Annotated in this window: 20 protein-coding genes; 12 read left to right on the top strand and 8 right to left on the bottom strand. The window is 60.9% G+C overall.

Translation table 11 applies throughout. The features are described from left to right. Positions 1-82: 82 nt before the first annotated feature. The 3 genes from ACO9S2_RS07470 to ACO9S2_RS07460 form a co-directional block, all read right to left on the bottom strand. Positions 83-2,404 (bottom strand): glycosyltransferase, encoded by a 2,322-nt coding sequence (locus tag ACO9S2_RS07470; protein WP_423721328.1) that lies wholly within the window; start codon positions 2,402-2,404, stop codon positions 83-85. Positions 2,405-2,617: 213 nt separating this feature from the next. After that, positions 2,618-3,232, bottom strand: coding sequence for an HPP family protein (locus ACO9S2_RS07465; RefSeq protein ID WP_423721327.1), 615 nt, complete (start codon positions 3,230-3,232; stop codon positions 2,618-2,620). Between the two features lie 100 nt (positions 3,233-3,332). Continuing rightward, complete coding sequence (locus ACO9S2_RS07460; protein WP_423721326.1) at positions 3,333-3,563, bottom strand: DUF1653 domain-containing protein; 231 nt, start codon at positions 3,561-3,563, stop codon at positions 3,333-3,335. A 177-nt stretch (positions 3,564-3,740) separates the two neighbouring features. Here ACO9S2_RS07460 and ACO9S2_RS07455 point away from each other — a divergent pair, with 177 nt between their 5' ends. The 5 genes from ACO9S2_RS07455 to ACO9S2_RS07435 all read left to right on the top strand — a co-directional run bounded on the left by ACO9S2_RS07455 (position 3,741) and on the right by ACO9S2_RS07435 (position 7,639). Further along, complete coding sequence (locus tag ACO9S2_RS07455; protein WP_423721325.1) at positions 3,741-5,129, top strand: dihydrolipoyl dehydrogenase family protein; 1,389 nt, start codon at positions 3,741-3,743, stop codon at positions 5,127-5,129. Then, entirely contained in the window at positions 5,129-5,812 is a 684-nt protein-coding gene (locus ACO9S2_RS07450) for a tetratricopeptide repeat protein (protein WP_423721324.1), read from the top strand. Before ACO9S2_RS07455 ends, ACO9S2_RS07450 begins: the two co-directional genes overlap by 1 nt. 32 nt (positions 5,813-5,844) lie before the next feature. After that, positions 5,845-6,081 (top strand): hypothetical protein, encoded by a 237-nt coding sequence (locus ACO9S2_RS07445; protein ID WP_423721323.1) that lies wholly within the window; start codon positions 5,845-5,847, stop codon positions 6,079-6,081. Beyond that, positions 6,078-6,500, top strand: coding sequence for a hypothetical protein (locus ACO9S2_RS07440; RefSeq protein ID WP_423721322.1), 423 nt, complete (start codon positions 6,078-6,080; stop codon positions 6,498-6,500). Before ACO9S2_RS07445 ends, ACO9S2_RS07440 begins: the two co-directional genes overlap by 4 nt. Positions 6,501-6,811: 311 nt before the next feature. Beyond that, positions 6,812-7,639 carry a mechanosensitive ion channel domain-containing protein gene (locus ACO9S2_RS07435; RefSeq protein WP_423721321.1) on the top strand — a complete coding sequence of 276 codons (828 nt, stop codon included), beginning with the start codon at positions 6,812-6,814 and terminating at the stop codon, positions 7,637-7,639. 68 nt (positions 7,640-7,707) lie between these two features. On the opposite strand, the gene ACO9S2_RS07430 is transcribed toward ACO9S2_RS07435, so the two are convergent. Next, positions 7,708-8,784 (bottom strand): cytochrome-c peroxidase, encoded by a 1,077-nt coding sequence (locus ACO9S2_RS07430; RefSeq protein WP_423721320.1) that lies wholly within the window; start codon positions 8,782-8,784, stop codon positions 7,708-7,710. 85 nt (positions 8,785-8,869) lie between these two features. After that, positions 8,870-9,145: a hypothetical protein gene (locus tag ACO9S2_RS07425; protein ID WP_423721319.1), complete on the bottom strand. Its 276-nt coding sequence runs from the start codon at positions 9,143-9,145 to the stop codon at positions 8,870-8,872. A 193-nt stretch (positions 9,146-9,338) separates the two neighbouring features. Here ACO9S2_RS07425 and ACO9S2_RS07420 point away from each other — a divergent pair, with 193 nt between their 5' ends. Continuing rightward, complete coding sequence (locus ACO9S2_RS07420; RefSeq protein ID WP_423721318.1) at positions 9,339-10,247, top strand: hydrogen peroxide-inducible genes activator; 909 nt, start codon at positions 9,339-9,341, stop codon at positions 10,245-10,247. An 82-nt stretch (positions 10,248-10,329) separates the two neighbouring features. Then, complete coding sequence (gene xth, locus ACO9S2_RS07415; protein WP_423721317.1) at positions 10,330-11,103, top strand: exodeoxyribonuclease III; 774 nt, start codon at positions 10,330-10,332, stop codon at positions 11,101-11,103. Positions 11,104-11,190: 87 nt separating this feature from the next. Here xth and ACO9S2_RS07410 read toward each other — a convergent pair whose 3' ends face one another. Then, the gene (locus tag ACO9S2_RS07410) at positions 11,191-11,361 is read right to left on the bottom strand and encodes a hypothetical protein (RefSeq protein ID WP_423721316.1); all 171 of its coding nucleotides are present in this window, start codon (positions 11,359-11,361) and stop codon (positions 11,191-11,193) included. 103 nt (positions 11,362-11,464) lie between these two features. Here ACO9S2_RS07410 and ACO9S2_RS07405 point away from each other — a divergent pair, with 103 nt between their 5' ends. Further along, on the top strand, positions 11,465-12,766 hold the full coding sequence (locus tag ACO9S2_RS07405; protein WP_423721315.1) for an NAD(P)/FAD-dependent oxidoreductase: 1,302 nt from the start codon (positions 11,465-11,467) through the stop codon (positions 12,764-12,766). Here the strand turns inward: ACO9S2_RS07405 and ACO9S2_RS07400 are convergent. Beyond that, a complete protein-coding gene (locus tag ACO9S2_RS07400; RefSeq protein ID WP_423721576.1) occupies positions 12,729-13,061 on the bottom strand; it encodes a PilZ domain-containing protein in 333 nt (110 codons plus the stop codon). The genes ACO9S2_RS07405 and ACO9S2_RS07400 overlap by 38 nt on opposite strands. Before the next feature lie 307 nt (positions 13,062-13,368). Here ACO9S2_RS07400 and ACO9S2_RS07395 point away from each other — a divergent pair, with 307 nt between their 5' ends. Continuing rightward, positions 13,369-13,893 (top strand): PilZ domain-containing protein, encoded by a 525-nt coding sequence (locus ACO9S2_RS07395; protein WP_423721314.1) that lies wholly within the window; start codon positions 13,369-13,371, stop codon positions 13,891-13,893. Between the two features lie 165 nt (positions 13,894-14,058). Here the strand turns inward: ACO9S2_RS07395 and ACO9S2_RS07390 are convergent, their stop codons facing one another. Then, positions 14,059-14,364, bottom strand: coding sequence for a hypothetical protein (locus ACO9S2_RS07390; RefSeq protein ID WP_423721313.1), 306 nt, complete (start codon positions 14,362-14,364; stop codon positions 14,059-14,061). 101 nt (positions 14,365-14,465) lie between these two features. Between ACO9S2_RS07390 and ACO9S2_RS07385 the strand changes: the two genes are divergently transcribed. Genes ACO9S2_RS07385 through ACO9S2_RS07375 form a run of 3 tightly spaced genes read left to right on the top strand, consistent with a single transcriptional unit; the run spans position 14,466 to position 16,622 of the window. Then, complete coding sequence (locus tag ACO9S2_RS07385) at positions 14,466-15,068, top strand: LemA family protein (RefSeq protein ID WP_423721312.1); 603 nt, start codon at positions 14,466-14,468, stop codon at positions 15,066-15,068. A gap of 17 nt (positions 15,069-15,085) precedes the next feature. Further along, positions 15,086-15,973: a TPM domain-containing protein gene (locus ACO9S2_RS07380; protein ID WP_423721311.1), complete on the top strand. Its 888-nt coding sequence runs from the start codon at positions 15,086-15,088 to the stop codon at positions 15,971-15,973. After that, entirely contained in the window at positions 15,960-16,622 is a 663-nt protein-coding gene (locus ACO9S2_RS07375) for a TPM domain-containing protein (RefSeq protein WP_423721310.1), read from the top strand. Before ACO9S2_RS07380 ends, ACO9S2_RS07375 begins: the two co-directional genes overlap by 14 nt. Positions 16,623-16,713: the final 91 nt, after the last annotated feature.

The raw sequence follows: 16,713 nt of genomic DNA, 5'->3' as shown, positions 1-16,713 counted from the left end.
ATCCTCTCCTTACTGTACAAACCGCGGGGCGAACCACGTATAGCACAGCTCCTGCGTGAGCCGGTGTATTGAGAGCCGTCCGTCAGACATGGCCTGGCGTTCCTTCCAGGCGACGTTGTTGCCACTCGCACTCATGCCAATCGCGCCAGCGCAGCTCGCCGCGCTCGACGCTGTCGACGCGGAAGCGAACCAAGGTCGTTCTCCATCGGCGGACGATCGCGACCGGGCTGACCTTTAATGTGACCTGTGGCAACTCCAGCAGGCTTCCCGCCAGGGAGCCGGTCGGGGTGCGGCGGAACACGGCACTGACACCTGTAAAGGACATGTCCGTCAGGTACCCCGTCAGGAGCCGGTTCGAGGTGTGCAGGCGGCAGGGGGTGTGAGTCCGAAGACGGACCATGCGCCGCTGGTCCCATCGGTACCTTCGCCAGGGGACGGCCAGAGCGAGGAGCAGCGACCGCAGGCTGCTCGCGATTCCGGGGTGAAACCGGTCGCCCTCCCGCCACGGAGCAGGGTCACCGAACATCATTTCGGTCAGGGTCCGCCTGGCAAGCGGGGTCAATTCAGGGAAGAGGAGTCCGACGTCAACCTGTCCCGACGGCAAGGGAGCTTGTCGCGCGATGTGTCCGTTCAATCGGATGATGGTTCCGCGTGAGGCGGGCAGGATCAACGTCACGGAGTGTTGCGTGGAATAGAGCGGACGGTCGAGCACGAGGCCGGCGCCGCGCTCGCTGATGTTGGTGACGCGCGCCGGGACCGTATCTCCATCGATCAGGATCCTGCCGGCATAGTCGCGAGTGAGCCGGAACATCTGCCGGCCCTGGGTCTGTTCGCTCGCCACGAAGAGCGCAATGGTCACCATCAGCAGATTGACCGAGCCCCAGAACAGACTGACCGGCAACCCCGGATCACCGGTCCCCTGCCGCCATTGCTGAATCCCCCACACGAGCCCGACGATCAACAGGGCGAAGGTGAGCAGCAGGGGCCAGGCCAGCGACAGTTCCGTGGCCGTGTTCTTCCTGACTCGCTGCCCTTTCGGAGTCACCTCAAACGGCCGTTCTTTCCGCGGTGTGGCCAGCGTTTTGAGTACGACGGCACTGAGTGAAAAACACATCGCGGTCTCATAGATGTCCGACCAGAAGGGGTTGCGCGATCCGCGGCTCACCGGGCGCATGATCAGGGCGGAAGCAATGTAGAAGGAAAGGAAATAGGCCGAGAGGGCCCACACATCAGCTTTCATCGGCGGCGTGTGAAAGAGGAGGCTGGCCAAGGGAGCCACGAGACAAATCAGGCGCGGTGTGCCGAAGAAGAAATAGAAAATGGACCCGAAATAGTCGATCCGTTGCGCCAGCGTGAGGCCGCGCTTGGTGAGGGGGTTGTCATGTTGGAGGACCTGGATGCTTCCCATGGCCCACCGTTTACGCTGTTTGAGATAGCCCTCGAAGGTCTCCGGCATCAAGCCGGCCGCCAGCACGCGGTTGAGGTAACAGGACTTATAGCCCTTCGCGTGCAGCTGCATGCTGGTATGGATGTCTTCCGTGATGGTGGCGGTTTGAAAGCCGCCGATCTCCTCCAGCGGTTTCCGGCGGAAGAGGCCGCAGCTGCCGGCGAAGAACGCACTGTTATGCGCATCGCGTCCGGCTTGCAGCGACCTGAAGAAGAGGGCCTGTTCGTTCTTGACCTGGTCCCCGACACGGAGGTTCCGTTGAAAGATGTCCGGGTTGTAAAAATGATGGGGTGTCTGGACGATGGCCACCTGCGGGTCCGTGAAGAAGCCGACCGTGTCCTTCAAGAAGGCGCGCGTCGGGACGTGATCGACGTCGAAGACGGCAATGAGGTCGCCATCGGTCAGCCGCAGGGCATGATTCAGATTTCCGGCCTTGGCGTGGCGGGGGCGATCGGGACGCCGGAGGTAGCCGCAGCCGAGCGATCCGGCCAGCGCTTTCACTTCTTGCCGATGGCCGTCGTCCAGGACGTAGACCCGGAACCGGTCCTTGGGATAGTCCTGAGACAGGCAGCCCACCAGCGTTTGGGACAGAATCTCCAGCGGCTCGTCCACTACCGTGACCATGATATCAACGGTGGGAACGGTGGGATAGGCGGTCAGCGGAACCGGCTGGCGCTCGAGCGGCGTCCAGGATTGATAGGTGTAGAAGGCAAATTGGAAAAATCCGTAGAGTTCGGCCAGTACCACGATGCAGCCCACGATCATGCTCGCCAGATCGTCGGTCGGGAGCGTGTAGAGCAGGCGCCAGACGAGGTAGCGGGCATAGAGGAACAGGCTGAGGCCCAGCACCCAGCGTTGCCCGCGGGGGTGTTTCACCAACAGGCCGATTGCAAACAACACGAGGCCGGAGATCCCGAATGCCACCGGTGTGCTGAAGAATGAATTCATCGGAGTCATGGTGAGCCCTCTCTGTCCTCGCTCGTGAGTGGCGGGGTGACCGTCACATCACCCACTTCGCCGGTTATCACGCTAGGAAGAGTAGCTCGAATCCGAGCGTGGGCCTATTCCACAAAGGCAGGCCGTCTTTCGAGGGGGTGGCGCCGGAACCTGTTGATTGTGCGGGTTGACTGAGAGAAGGCTGATATCGACGGGAACCGCAGAAGTGGGGGATCAGGTCCAGAGCTCAAGCGGACCGTGGTTGGCAAGTGCGCGGAGCAGGTCCTGTTTCGAGACGATTCCAATGGGCCGCCGATCGGGATCCAGGATCGGCAGGGCGCCCACCTGTTCCTCCATCATCACCCGGGCGATGTCCCGAATGTCGGTCGTCGGGGTCGCCGACAAGACGCGCGGACTCATGATCTCCGCCAGTCTTCGACCGGCCGCCTGGGTAGAGGCGCCGATGGTGACCAGTTCAGGCATGTGGCGGATCAGATCCCGGTCCGAGACCATCCCGACCAGGGCGCCGTGGAATGACGTGACGGGCAGATGGCGGAAGGATCGGCGCGTCATGATGCCCCAGGCTTCGGCCAAGGTGCTGTCGGAGGGGAGGGTCAGAACCGGCGCCGTCATGAGGTCACGCGCCAGCATGGCTGGTTTTGAAGGACGGGTGTTTCTGTTGTGTTCCTCGCAGGCCTCTTGGGCTGCCAGCACAACCCGGCCGGCCGGCGGCTGGCGCTGGTCATTTTCCCCATCCGTATCGACGGTGTTGAGGCGTGGATCAGCGGGGTTCGCTGGTTCGGCCGGATTCGGTTCGACGACTCCATGGACAGCCCGGACGATGGACATCGAAGTGTCTCCTCGCTCCCCGTATCGGAACGCGGCGGCTTATACTTAAGCAGGAGGCATGAGGATGCCTCGGACCGGCCCGTGAATTCGGATGGTGAGGCTAGCGGTCCGGTAAAATGGGGCATTCTGCGACGAATTGGAAGCGCGGGCGGGGCTGTCCATTGACCAGGACCGTTTGCAGAAACATGGCGGCAGGACGAACCCAGAGTCCCCGCTCGCCGTACAGCGCGCGGTAGACGACGAATTCCTCTTCCGTTTCCGAATGCCGGGCGACGCCCAGTACCTCGTAGTCGTTCCCTTTGTAGTGTCGATAGCGGCCAAGTTGAATCATGGTGTATCCTCTTCGCAGGATGCTGAAAAAGTCCGCCAGCGGCGTTCTCGCCGCGCTCGGAGGCTCAACGTACGGCAGCGAGTACGCTTCGCCTCTTCGCTTGCTGCGGCCTTGCTGGACGGCCTTTTTGAACATCCTGCCGTAGTGTTTCGGCTCTCAACTATAGAAGGAAGTCTTGTGGCAACTCAACGGGTGCATGATGTCATCGTGATCGGCGGCGGATCGGCCGGCTATGCGGCGGCCAGGACGGCGAGGGAAGCCGGAGCGGATGTGGCCATCGTGGATCGCGGGCCGCTCGGCGGGCTCTGCATTTTGCGGGGCTGCATGCCGACCAAGACGATCTTGCGCTCGGCAGAGATTGCCGCGCTCATGCGGCGGGCGCCGGAGTTCGGTTTGGCTCCGGTTGACGTCCGGGCGGCGCTCTCGGCCATCGTGGATCGGAAAGAACGACTGGTCCGCGAGTTCGCCGACTATCGCATCCAGCAACTGCGCGATCCCGGTTATACCCTCTATGAAGCCCCGGCCTCTTTTCTCTCCCCGCATCTTCTCCAGGTCGGGAACGACCTGCTTACCGCGAAGGCCTTTATTATTGCCACCGGTTCGGTCCCGCGGCAGGACGTCATTCCCGATGTGACGCTTGAGGCGTGCGTGACCAGCGACACCTTGCTAGAGCGGCGGGACCAGCCGGAGTCCCTCATCGTGCTCGGGGCCGGGCCGGTCGGGTTAGAGTTCGCCCAGTTCTTTGCGCGCATCGGCACCGCGGTGACGATCGTCCAGCGCTCCGCCCATGTCCTCTCGCACCTCGATGCGGATGTCGGAGCCGCCGTCGGAGCCGCGCTGGAGGAAGAAGGGCTCTCGGTCATGTGCGGCGCGCAAGTGCGTCGGGTCGGCATCGACGGGGGAAAGCCGGTGGTCCGGGTGTCGCGCCAGGGAACAGAGCAGACGCTGTCCGGAGAGCTGGTGCTCAATGCGCTGGGGCGCGTCCCCGATATCGCCGGGTTGAATCTTCCCGCCGCCGGTGTCAGGGTGGACGAAGGTCGTGTGGTCGTGGACGGAGCCATGCGGACCTCGCAGCCCCATATGTTTGCGGTCGGCGATGTCACGAATCTGTACGACGTCGTGCATATTGCGATTCAACAAGGAGAACTGGCCGGGTGGAACGCCTGCCACCCGGAACAAGCTCCGAAGTCATTCGATGATCGGCTCGTGACGGAAGTCATCTTTACCGATCCGCAGGTCGCCGTCGTAGGGCTTACGGAGAAGGCCTGTCGGAGGCGCGGAATTCCCTATCTCACGGGTTCCTATCCCTTTGCCGATCATGGGAAAGCGATGTGTCTGGGCGCGACGCACGGGTTTGTGAAGCTGGTGGCCGAGCCGTCAACCGGGGCCTTGCTGGGCGCCCAGATCGTCGGGCCGGAGGCCGGCGAGCTGATTCATGAACTGATTGCCGTGATGTACTATCGCGGCACCGTGCACGATCTGCTCCGCATGCCGCATTATCACCCGACCCTGGCCGAAATTGTCACCTATCCGGCCGAATCCATCGCGGAGCAACTGAAGGCGTGATGCGCAAGGCCGTTTCACAGATGCTCGCCGTCCTCCTCGTGGCGTTATTCCTGTCCTGCGAACAGCAGAGCTGGGAATCGGCGATGGCCGCCGGTCAGCGCGCGATGCAGAAGGGGAATTACGAAGAGGCGGAGCGGATCTTCGCCGTCGCGGTGCGGAAGGCCGAGCAGCAAGACGGGCTGCATCATCGGCATGTGGGAGTGGCGCTTTCAAGCGAGGCGCAAGCCCTCGCCGCGCAGGGAAAATATGTCGAAGCCGAACCCCTCTATTTGCAGGCATTGAAGATTTATCAGGATGTCCATGGAGAGAACCACGTCGACGTCGCCGCCACGCTGAACAACCTCGGGGTGCTGCACCGGATGCACGGGCAATATACTCAGGCGGAGCCCTTGCTGGTTCGCGCGCTGACGATAAAAGAGCGGGTGCTTGGGCCGGATCATCCGGATGTCGCCCTCTCTCTGCATAATTTGGGACTGCTCTATGTTGCCCAAGGCCAACTGGAGAAGGCGGAGCCTGTATATCGACGTGCTTTGGCGATCAGAGAAAAGGCGTTAGGCCCGACTGACGGAGAAGTGGGGAAGAGTGTGGAAGCCCTCGCCGGTTTGTTGCACAAGATGCATCGCGAGGCCGATGCGGCTCTCTATGACGCCCGGCTCGCCGCCTTCCGTAAGCCGCAGAGTTGAAGTGGAGTTCCCGTCCAGAGTAGGGTAATCGGATGATGTCTGAACAAGAAGCGCCCTCCACTAATTGGCGCATGAATGCGATGATCGCCCGGGCGGTGGGGATCGTGGCGATCGCGTTGGGGTTCGTCTGCGGCATGCACGGCCTCGACCATCCGGGCACGAGCTGGCTGCCGACGGCGCTCGGGCTCCTGGTGACCGGCATGTTGGCGCAGGGCTACGCGTTGTATTGCTCGATCAAGCGCATGCAGCAGATCAATTCCCAATCATGACCTGGCGCATCGACGGGACCCGGCGGGCGCTATGCGGATTAGTCGTCATGCTGGCGCTCGCCCTTGGCGCCTGCGGCGCGCCATTGCGGGATACCTATCTCAAGAAGGGAGTGAACCGCCTGACCCAGGAGGAGATCCGCGAGCAGTTCGGAGCGCCGCATACGGCGAAGGCCCCGGCGTTGGGCGGGGATACGGTCTGGACCTATCGGGTGTCTATGAGCGACAAGGATCTTGACCCGTCGATGTTCGGCGAGGCGTCACAGTCCGTGGGAGCGCTCATGAGTAAGGGCGGGGAAGGGCCGAAACCCACGCTCTACTGTTACCGGTATACGCTCGTTTTTAACGAGCAGAAAATCCTGAAGTCCTGGAAGCGGGACGAATGTGTGCCGGGCACGCGTGACACGCTGTTGACTCACTAGCAGGCGGTTGGGAAATGCCGTCGGCGTCGTTCTTCTGCCGAAATAGTTCTTCACTACTCTGCGAGTGCCCTCCATCCGCCAGTGAGAGTCAGAATTTTCTGGCAGGTTTCCTCCGGGGCTGGTAAGCAAGGGCTCGATTCATCGAAAAGGGACTGCAGGGCCTGGCGTAGGAGGGCTGGGGGACGGCGGCAGGTCCCGGATCTGTGGACGGGGAGGAGGACGGATTCGGGTTCCGTATCGTGCTGTCCGCTGTGCCGGATGACCGGGATCGCACTTGAACTATCAGAGAGAGGGAAGAGCCGGGAGGAAGTATGCAGATCGGGTGGATGCAGTTTGACAGTTCCGTCGTATTGGACGGGCTCAAGTCCCTCATACTCCTCGTGTCGATCGTCTTGACGCGGACGCTGGTGGTGCGATGGATTTCGCGCAATCCGACCTTGTCGATGGAGGCGAAGCGCCGATGGGTCGTCACCACCAGAAATTCGATGGTCTTCGTGTTTCTGACCGGTCTGGTGGTTATTTGGGCGCACGAGCTGCAGGCCTTTGCCGTCTCTCTGGTGGCGCTTGCGGCGGCCCTGGTGTTGGCGACGAAGGAGTTGATTCTGTGCTGGAGCGGGGCTGCGCTTCGGGTGGGCAGCAAAGTGTACGCTGTCGGCGACCGGATTCAGATTGCCGGCTACCGGGGTGTGGTGCTGGACCATGACGTCTTCGCGACGAAGCTCTTGGAGATCGGTCCCGGCCAGGCGACCCATTTGTATACGGGACGCGTGACCAGCTTTCCCAACAGCCTGCTGCTCACAAACGCGCTGGTCAGAGAAAATCCGGACCAAGAATATGGTCTGTATACGCTGATCGTGCCTCTCAAGGCGGATGAAGATTGGCAGAAAGCGGAGCGCACGTTGCTGGCAGGGGCGAAGGCCGAATGCGGGCCCTTCATGGAGGAAGCGGCCCGGCACATGAAAATGCTCGAACAGACCAATTTGCTGGAAGCACCTTCGCCGGAACCGCGCATTACGATTCAGCTTCAGGAGCCGGGCAGAGTCCATCTGGTGCTCAGGTTCCCCGCCCCCGATCGAGGCCGGTCCCGCGTGGAGCAGGCGATTCTTCGGCGGTACCTGGTGGATATGGCTGCATCCTAAACAGAGACTGGAGAGGGCCTCGCGCGATGGTCCCGCGAGACCCTCTGACTTGACCGCCGGCCGGTACGTTACTTCGGAAAGGATTTTGGCGCGGTCACGTGCTGCCAGCCTTCTCCGTTGAGCCCCTTCAGCATGGCGACCAGATCCTGCTGTTCCTGGTCGGTCAGTTCGAGCGGGATGATGGTATTGTCCTGGTGGGGATTCTTGATCCCGCCCTGGTTGTAAAACTTCACCACTTCTTCCAGTGTCTTGAACCGGCCGTCGTGCATGTAGGGCGCAGTACGGGCGATTTCCCGCAAGGTCGGCGTCTTGAACGCTCCGATGTCCTCCGGGTTATTCGTGACCATATAGCGGCCGAGGTCCACCGTGTTGGTATCCCAGCCGATGCCTAGATTGTGAAATTTTTCATCCGTAAAGTTGAAGCTCGAATGGCAGCGCGTGCAGCGGGCCTTTCCCCGGAACAACTCGAGGCCGCGCCGCGCCGATTCGGACAAGGCTTTCTCGTCTCCTTCGAGATCGTACTTGTCGACGGCGCTGTTGCCCGACAGAATCGTCCGCTGGAAGCTGGCAATGGCCTTGCCGACGTCCTCGATCACGATCTCCCTGCCGAAGACCTCCTGGAACAATTTCCGGTAGCCGGCGATCTTCCGCATTTTGGCAACCATCTCATTGTGGTCGATGAAGCCATGTTCGACCGGGCTCACAAATGGTCCGATGGATTGGTCCTCCAGCGTGTCCGCCCGCCCGTCCCAGAACTGCCCTTTGCTGAACACGCGGTTCAGTGAGGCCGGCGCGCTCCGGCCGCCTGTGAGTCCGTTGATCCCCGTCGAGACGCGCTTGCCGTCGGTAAAGCCTTTGTCCGGCAGGTGGCAACTGACACAGGCGATTGTGTCATTCTTTGAAAGGCGCTTGTCGAAAAACAGCAGCCGGCCGAGTTCGACTTTCTTGGCCGTTAAGGGGTTCTCGGCCGGGACGAAGGTGTTCGGATCCTCCAGACCCAGGATCGTGGGGAGTTGGTAGGGCGCGGGTGTGGCTGATCCGGCGGGCTTCTCGCCGAACACCGGGCTCAGAGGGAGAGTCATGCCTACTCCCGCCAGCAACACAACCCCGCCGATCATTCGCCATCGTCGGATTGCCAGATTCATCTTCCACCTCCATGGAGTGTTGGTAGTACGATTCGACTCAATCTTCTATACGGACGAGGTCCTTCGTGCAAGCGCCCCGGGATGATCAGCGATACCGGAGCGTCGATCCTGGTTCAGCGGCGCTGGCGGCCTTCGTAGCCGGCCTCGCGTCTTCCCGACCAAGGGGCGGACGTAAGCGAAACGTCGACCCCGCCTCCCCGCGGTCGGTCGTCCCGGAGCCCGGCGTTGCACCGCCGGCGAACCTCAGGGTCGAACCGCCTGACGCCTCCGGTGCATCCGCAATGCGTACACTCTGACATCCCCCGAGCACGCCTGTGACCGCGATCAGGACCAATGCCATGAATAGTAATCTGGGTCTCATGGTTGCCTCCTTGTCCCCCTGATGGGGTTCTGCGGCCGGTTCGACCGGCACCTTCAGCGCGTCGTCCGGTTCGCTGTCTGAAATCATCGATCGTCTTGCCATCAAGTTAGCGACAAACAATTGATCAGTCCAATTGATTATATATAGAGTGATGATTTACGGTACTTATCGTAAACCAAATCGAGGGATGTCTATGACCCTGACGGAACTTCGATACATCGTCGCGGTAGCACAGGAGCGGCACTTCGGCCGGGCATCAGAGCGCTGCTGCATCACACAGCCGGCGCTCAGCCTGGCGATTCAGAAACTTGAGGAAGAGTTGAGCTGCACGATCTTTGAGCGACGGAAGAACCGTATTACCCTCACGCCCTTGGGAGAACAGATTGTCCATCAGGCGCAACGCGTGCTGGAGGATGCGGATCAGATCAGGCTCATTGCCTCCCAGGGGAAAGATCAACTGGCCGGGCTGCTTCGATTCGGGGTGATTGCGACGGTCGGTCCGTACATCCTGCCCGATCTGGTCCCCTTGCTCAATAAACGCGCGCCGAAGATGCCGCTGGAGATCGAGGAGAATTTGACGCTTAATCTCGTCGCCATGCTGAAGAGCGGGAAGCTCGACGTGATCATGATTGCGTTGCCCTTAGAGGAGCACGGGCTGATGACGCGGGCGCTCTATGATGAACCGTTCAAGGCGCTGGTGCCTGTGGGACATCCCTGGCAGAAAAAGAAAGTCATTGATTCGCGTGAATTGGGATCCGAGAAAGTGCTGTTGCCGCACGCTGGGCACTGCTTCAGGCAGCAGGTATTGGATTCCTGCCCGGAACTCAGCCGGTCAGACGCCGAAGGATGGCAGGGCAATTCCTTGGAAACCATCCGGCAGATGGTGGCGTCGGGGCTCGGCATCACAGTGCTACCCTGCAGCGCCCTGACGCCGAAATATCACAACAAGCGGCTGGTCGTGATTGATCTGGCCAAACCGGTGCCCGGACGGCGAATCGGACTGGCCTGGCGGCGAGGGTTTACCCGCCCTCAAGTGATCGATGCCATTGGCGATGCGGTGCGGTCATTGAACATTGCCGGGCTGAAGCAGGCAGCCGGATAACGCCGCCCGAATACATGGCTCGAGGCTTGTTCCCGCCGTCCTCATCTGTTAGCATCCCCGCCCGGCAGCCCTATTCATTGCTATGAAGATTGCAACCTTCAACGTCAATTCCCTGCGCAAGCGCCTCCAGATCGTGCTGGATTGGCTCGATCAACAGAAGCCGGACGTGCTGTGTCTGCAGGAAACGAAAGTGCAGGACAGCGAGTTCCCGCTACTGGCGCTGGCCCCTTCAGGTTATGAGATTACCTTTCGAGGCATGAAATCGTATAACGGCGTCGCGATTCTGAGCCGGAAGAAACCGGAGGCCGTGTTCCACGGATTCGACGACGGGGGGGAGTCGGAGGATGCGCGGCTCCTGCGCGTGGTGATCGACGGCATTCCGATCATCAACACTTATGTGCCGCAGGGGTATGAGATCGATTCACCCAAGTATCAATATAAATTAGGCTGGTACGACCGGCTGCGGAAGTATTTCGAGCGACATCTCTCTCCCTCTCAGCCTGCGATCTGGTGCGGTGACATGAATGTGGCGCCGCGACCGATGGATGTTCACAGTCCGGAGAAACACCTCAAGCATGTCTGTTATCACGAGGATGCACGAAAAGCCTATGAGCGGACGCTGGCATGGGGATTCGAGGACGTGTTTGTGAAGTTGTATCCGGATCGACAGCAGTACACATTTTGGGATTACCGGGCGCCGAGTTCGTTGGAGGCGAACAAGGGGTGGCGCATCGATCATATTCTGGCGACCGCACCCCTGGCGGAGAAATGTGTGAGGGTTGACGTGGACGTCGAGCCGCGGCGAGCGAAAGACCCTTCAGACCATACGTTTCTCTGGGCAGAGTTTTCGATCTAACCGCACGCGCGACGTCCACACCCGCCCGATCCGGTGGTAGGGCAAGTCCTCCGTCCCACCGGATGGGACCAGCTCAGAACTCTTCCTTTACGCCGCATGCAGGAGGCTGTCTTTCCCGCGACGGCTGGTGAGTCGGTTCTTCTGAATCAACGAATCGAGGACCAGGCCACAGTTCAGACATCGATGAACGAGCGCTTCGGGAGCGAGTTCAGGATGTTGCTCTTCGATCATGAGGCCCTTGCATTTCTGACAGGTCATGGGATCTACCTCCAGTAATCATGGACGAGGACGTTACCGGCCTCACCATACGAGGAGGAACGTAACATCGGCAGATTAATTCCGTGTTAACCGGTAGTTAAAAATGTCTAATCTTGAAAGTTGTCCGGGGTGCGATGTCGCGATCATCGGCGCTGGTGCAGCCGGATTGGCGGCGGCGATTTTCGCCGGAGAAGCGGTGGAGCAGTCAGGCCCGTCTCGCATCGTCGTTCTGGATGGGGCCAAGACCATTGGAGCGAAAATCCTTGTCTCCGGAGGAGGCCGCTGCAACGTCACGCACGACGAGGTGTCGCCCACCGACTTCTTCGGCAATCGCCGCATCATCAAGAATGTCCTCGCCGCCTTTTCCGTTGAAGAGACCATCTCGTGGTTTGCCTCCATGGGCGTCAACCTGAAGCGGGAAGAAACCGGCAAGCTCTTTCCTGTTACCGACAAGGCCCGGACCGTGCTCAATGCTCTCGTTGACCGCTGTCGTAAGGTGGGTGTGACCATTTGTCCGGACCATCGTGTGCAGAGGATCGAGCAAGTGACAGGGACGGAGGCGGGCTTCCGGGTGCATCATACCCATGGAACCCTCGTTGCGAAGAAGCTCATTCTGGCGACCGGCGGCCGCTCGATCCCCAAGTCGGGAAGCGATGGATTCGGCTACGAATTAGCCCGGCGGTTGGGTCATCAGGTGACTGTCACCGTCCCAGCACTCGTGCCGCTGGTGCTGGTCGACACGATGTTTCACAAGACGCTCTCCGGTCTCTCGCAAGAAGTCGAACTGACGACAATTGTAAATGGTCGAACTATTGATATCAGGACAGGCAGTCTGCTCTGGACACATTTCGGCATCAGCGGACCGGTGGTCATGGACGCGAGCCGTTTTTGGTGCCTGGCGCGGAAGCAGGGTGAATCGGCCGAGGTCTACGCCAACTTTCTGCCCGGTGAGACCCAGGAACAGCTCCGGCAGTGGTTCATGGAGCAAACGCGGGAACACCCCCGCCGCTCGCTCGGGAAGACCTTGGCCCAGCGGCTGCCCCAACGATTCGCCGATGCCGTCATCCGGCATGCGGGCTGCGACGGCCAGACGGCCAGTGCGCAACTGCCGCGGAAAGATCGCGACCATCTCCTCGCCCTGCTGACGAAGTTTCCGTTCCCCGTCGTGCAGGATCGCGGCTGGAACTATGCAGAAGTCACGGCTGGTGGAGTGCCGCTCGAAGAGATCAACTTTCGGACGATGGAATCGAAGTTGGCACCCGGCCTCTATCTGGTGGGCGAAATCCTCGATTGCGATGGCCGCATCGGGGGCTTCAACTTTCAATGGGCCTGGGTGACGGGACGGCTGGCCGGGCGCGCGAGCGCCGTTAGAGGCCGAAGAGGCGACGGATCAACTGGCGACTGACGTCGGTGAGCTGTAGAAACTCCACTCCGCAGTGAATGCCATCGGTCCAGCGGACCAACCCCATCGGCACCGTGATGGGAATGTGCTCTCCGGGAATGAAAATCTGGATCTCGATTTGCGCGTGCAGCACGAGCGGAGAAAGGCTGTGGAACTTGCAGCCGCCGGCGGAGAGATCCAGGGTGGTGCCCTCTCCCGCCTCGCCGTCCGGCGAGGTAAAGGCGGCCTGCAGCGACGCAGTCTTCCGGGGGTGTTGGCGGCGCTCCCGGATGTTTTGGGAGGGGTGCTGAAGGGTCATCCGATCCACAGTTCTCCGATTACCGGCTCATCATCGTCTGAACGGTGAGAAGAGACAAGAAACTTCTGGGTTTTACACACCTGCCAGCGAGCCTGCTGCTCAGTCTACCTGGAGCCCTGCGGGAAACGACCCGCCGTGTTGCGCGAGTTGGCATTCCGCTTGACTGAGTGAGAAAGCTATCTATAGTGGACACAGGGGTTTCCGGCGCGTCGCAGGCCGACAACAGCGTACGGGAACATGACGCGAATCTGTTGTCTGCTTGTGCATCGCTGCGCGTTTCAGACACCTGGTAAGGATATTGTTTACCATGGCCCGTCGGCTCACCTGCCCGCAGTGTCAAACGGACCATGTGCTCCGTTCCTATCCGCAATCGCCGCGTGAACATGTGGCGTCGTGGCTGGGAATTGCGCCGTTTCATTGCCAGGAATGCAGCTTTCGATTTTTGACTTTCCGAATGAACTTCGACGGAGGGAAGCAGCGGGTCGATCGGCGCGAGCATCTCCGAATCCCGGTGCGGCTGTTTCTGTCGTTTTCAGGCGGGAAAGTCCGGGGCGAAGGGACCGTGATGGATCTCTCGGTGGGAGGCTGTATCATCAAGAGTGAGACGCAGGTTCGCATCGATGACATCTTCTATTTGCAGGTGGCCATTTCCGACCAGGGTCCTCCTCTCGAAGTGGCCGCCATGGTCCGCTCCGTGACGTCGCGCGGCATTGCCTTCAAGTTTTTGCGCAAAGCGCAGGATGACAAGCGCCTCCAGAGTTTCATTCAGTCCCATTCCCGCGGTCATTCGCCAGTCCCCGCCGAAGAAGTCGCACACAGCCCCTCTCGCTAACGGGATGCCGAACAAGCCTCTCTTCTCACCCGGCCGATCCCGCTGCGCCTTGCTCATCATCGGTAAAAGAAGGGCGTGAAAAGGTGAAACGCGGGGATGCCGGTGGATCTTCCTCCGGGCCCTTACACGTTTCACGTCTGACGGATTGCCCCTTCCGGCATTCTGTTACAGCGGGGTTTCCCAGGCGGAGGGAAGGGGGTGCTCGTTGATCAAGCGCTCGTGTTCATCCAGATCGTAGGGCTCGAGGGTGAAGTCGCTCCGATCCATCGGTTCCCCGCACAGCGGCGAGCAGAGAAAATCGACCAGGGCCTGCGCTTTGGTCTCCGTGGAGAAGCGGCACAGACCGTACTCCGGCATCCCGGAAGAAGGGTGCCAGAACGCCAACTCGATCGCGCTGCCTTGATAGACGCCCAGAGCGCGATGCCGGACTTGAAACCCGCCCGGCAAATGAGACGACGACTCCAGCGACATGGGGACCTCTTGACCGGCGTATATAAATGACTATGGGCATGATAGCATGATCGCCGGATCGGACGACAATGGCGTCCGGCGCTGTCGAAGGAGGGGGGGCTATGAGACGTGATCGATGGACGAATGTGGTAATGGCGGTCGTCATCGCCTGCGCGGGCCTTGTGTCCGGATGCGGCTATAACGATCTCCAGGGATTGGACGAAGACACCAAGGCCGCCTGGAGCGAGGTCATCAATCAGTATCAACGCCGGGCCGATCTCATTCCCAACCTCGTGGCGACGGTGAAGGGCTATGCCGAACATGAGAAAGAAACGCTCGAAGGCGTCGTGCAGGCGCGCGCCCAAGCCACCGGGATTCAGGTGACACCTGAAACGCTCAAAGACCCGGCGGCGTTTGAACAGTTTCAGAAATCGCAGGCCGGCTTGACCTCGGCCTTGGGGAGACTCCTGGCGGTGGCGGAAAACTATCCCAATTTGAAGGCGGACCAAAACTTCCGCGATCTCCAGAGCCAGCTGGAAGGGACAGAGAACCGTATCACCGTCGCGCGCAAGCGCTACATCGACCGGGTGGCGGAGTACAACAAGATGGTTCGTTTCTTCCCGACCAATCTGACGGCGAAATTCCTGCTCCATCTGGATGAGAAGCCCAACTTCACCGTGGCGGATGAGAAGGCTGTCGCCAAGCCACCAGAGGTCAAATTCTAGGGGATATCGGATCGATCATGAAGACGTTCACCATGAGCCGTGTCTGGCATGAGCCGGCGCGGCTCATGTTGTGTTTGGGCCTCGTGCTCTGGGTTGCCTCGGCCTGGGCGCTGGAGGTGCCGTCTCTCACAGGCCGCGTCGTCGATCCGTCTCACGTGCTGCCAGCTGCGACGATGGAGTCCCTGACCGCCAGCCTCGCGGCTCACGAAGCGAAGACGAGCAATCAAGTTGCCGTCCTCATTCTGCCCTCCCTCGAAGGCGAACCCCTTGAGCCGTTCTCCCATCGCATCGCCACGACCTGGAAGCTTGGCCAGAAGGGGACGGACAACGGGGCGCTCTTGCTGGTGGCGCTGAAGGAGCGCAAGGTCCGCATCGAAGTGGGCTATGGCCTTGAGGGCACCTTGACCGATGCCAGGTCGGCGCAGATCATTCGCAATGAAATCGTCCCGCGCTTTCGCGCCGGGGATCTGCCTGGCGGGGTCACCGCCGGTGTCGAGGCAATTTTGAAGACCATCGAAGGCACCTATCAGGCGCCCGAGCGGCCATCGAAGCCGGTTGGCGGTGAGGACATGGTCGGGCAGATCCTGACGGCCCTGCTCGTCGGAGTGGTCTTTGGTTTGGCCCTCTCGAATGTGAATCGCGTCGTCGGCGCTTTGGCTGGCACCGGCCTCGCCCTGTGGCTGTCACCCTGGCTGGTTCCGGCCATCGTCACGGGCCTGGTCACCTTGCTGCTGGTTTTATTATTAGGGACCGCGATGTCGGGCCGCCGGGGACATGGCTTTGACGACTGGACCTCCTACAGCAGCCGGGGCGGAGGCTGGGGAGGCGGCGGGTTTGGAGGTGGAGGAGGATTCAGCGGCGGGGGCGGCGATTTTGGAGGAGGAGGCGCCAGTGGGGACTGGTAAAGGGACGGCGTTGTCGGCAGAAGATCGTGAACGCATTACGCAGGCCGTGCAGGAAGCCGAGCAACACACGAGCGCGGAGATCGTGCCGATGATCGTCGCGCGGTCCGGGCTCTATCGCGACGCGCAACACGTGGCGGGCTTGATCGCAGCCTTCCTCACCCTGGCGGCGATGCTGACCATCGAGGTCTCCTGGGTTCCTTGGGGCTGGCATGCATCGAACGCCGCCTGGCTCGTCCTCGCCGTGACGCTCGCCTATGTGAGCGGGAGCGTGATCGGGAGGGCTCCGGCGGTCGTCCGGCTGTTGACCTCACACGAGCGCATGCAACAGAAAGTGGCGCTGAGGGCCGAGCGGGCCTTCGCGCAGCATGCGGTCTCGCAGACGCGCGAGCGTACGGGCGTGTTGATCATGCTGTCAATTCTGGAGAAGCAGATCTATGTCCTGCCGGATCGTTCATTAGTGGGGCTGGTGTCGGCGGAACGATGGCAGCAGGTGGTACAAGCGGCCGTCGCACGTTTGCATAACGGCGATATTGCCGAAGGGCTTTCCCGTGCGATTCAAGCCTGCGGGTTGGTGCTCGCTGAAGCCTGTCCAGGGCGTCCCGGCGACAATCCCAACGAGCTGCCCGATGAACCGATTCAGGAAGGATAGAGCGTTGTGAGCGTCGTCCACAAAATCCTCCCGACCTATCGCCATCACGGTCTCGAGACTTCTGCTCGTTAGAGGATCGGCCGGCTGTCCT

The organism is Nitrospira sp. NS4 (assembly GCF_049546785.1).
Taxonomy (GTDB): domain Bacteria; phylum Nitrospirota; class Nitrospiria; order Nitrospirales; family Nitrospiraceae; genus Nitrospira_D.
The sequence above is the reverse complement of the archived record's forward strand: the minus strand, read 5'-3'. Positions and strand labels throughout refer to the sequence as shown.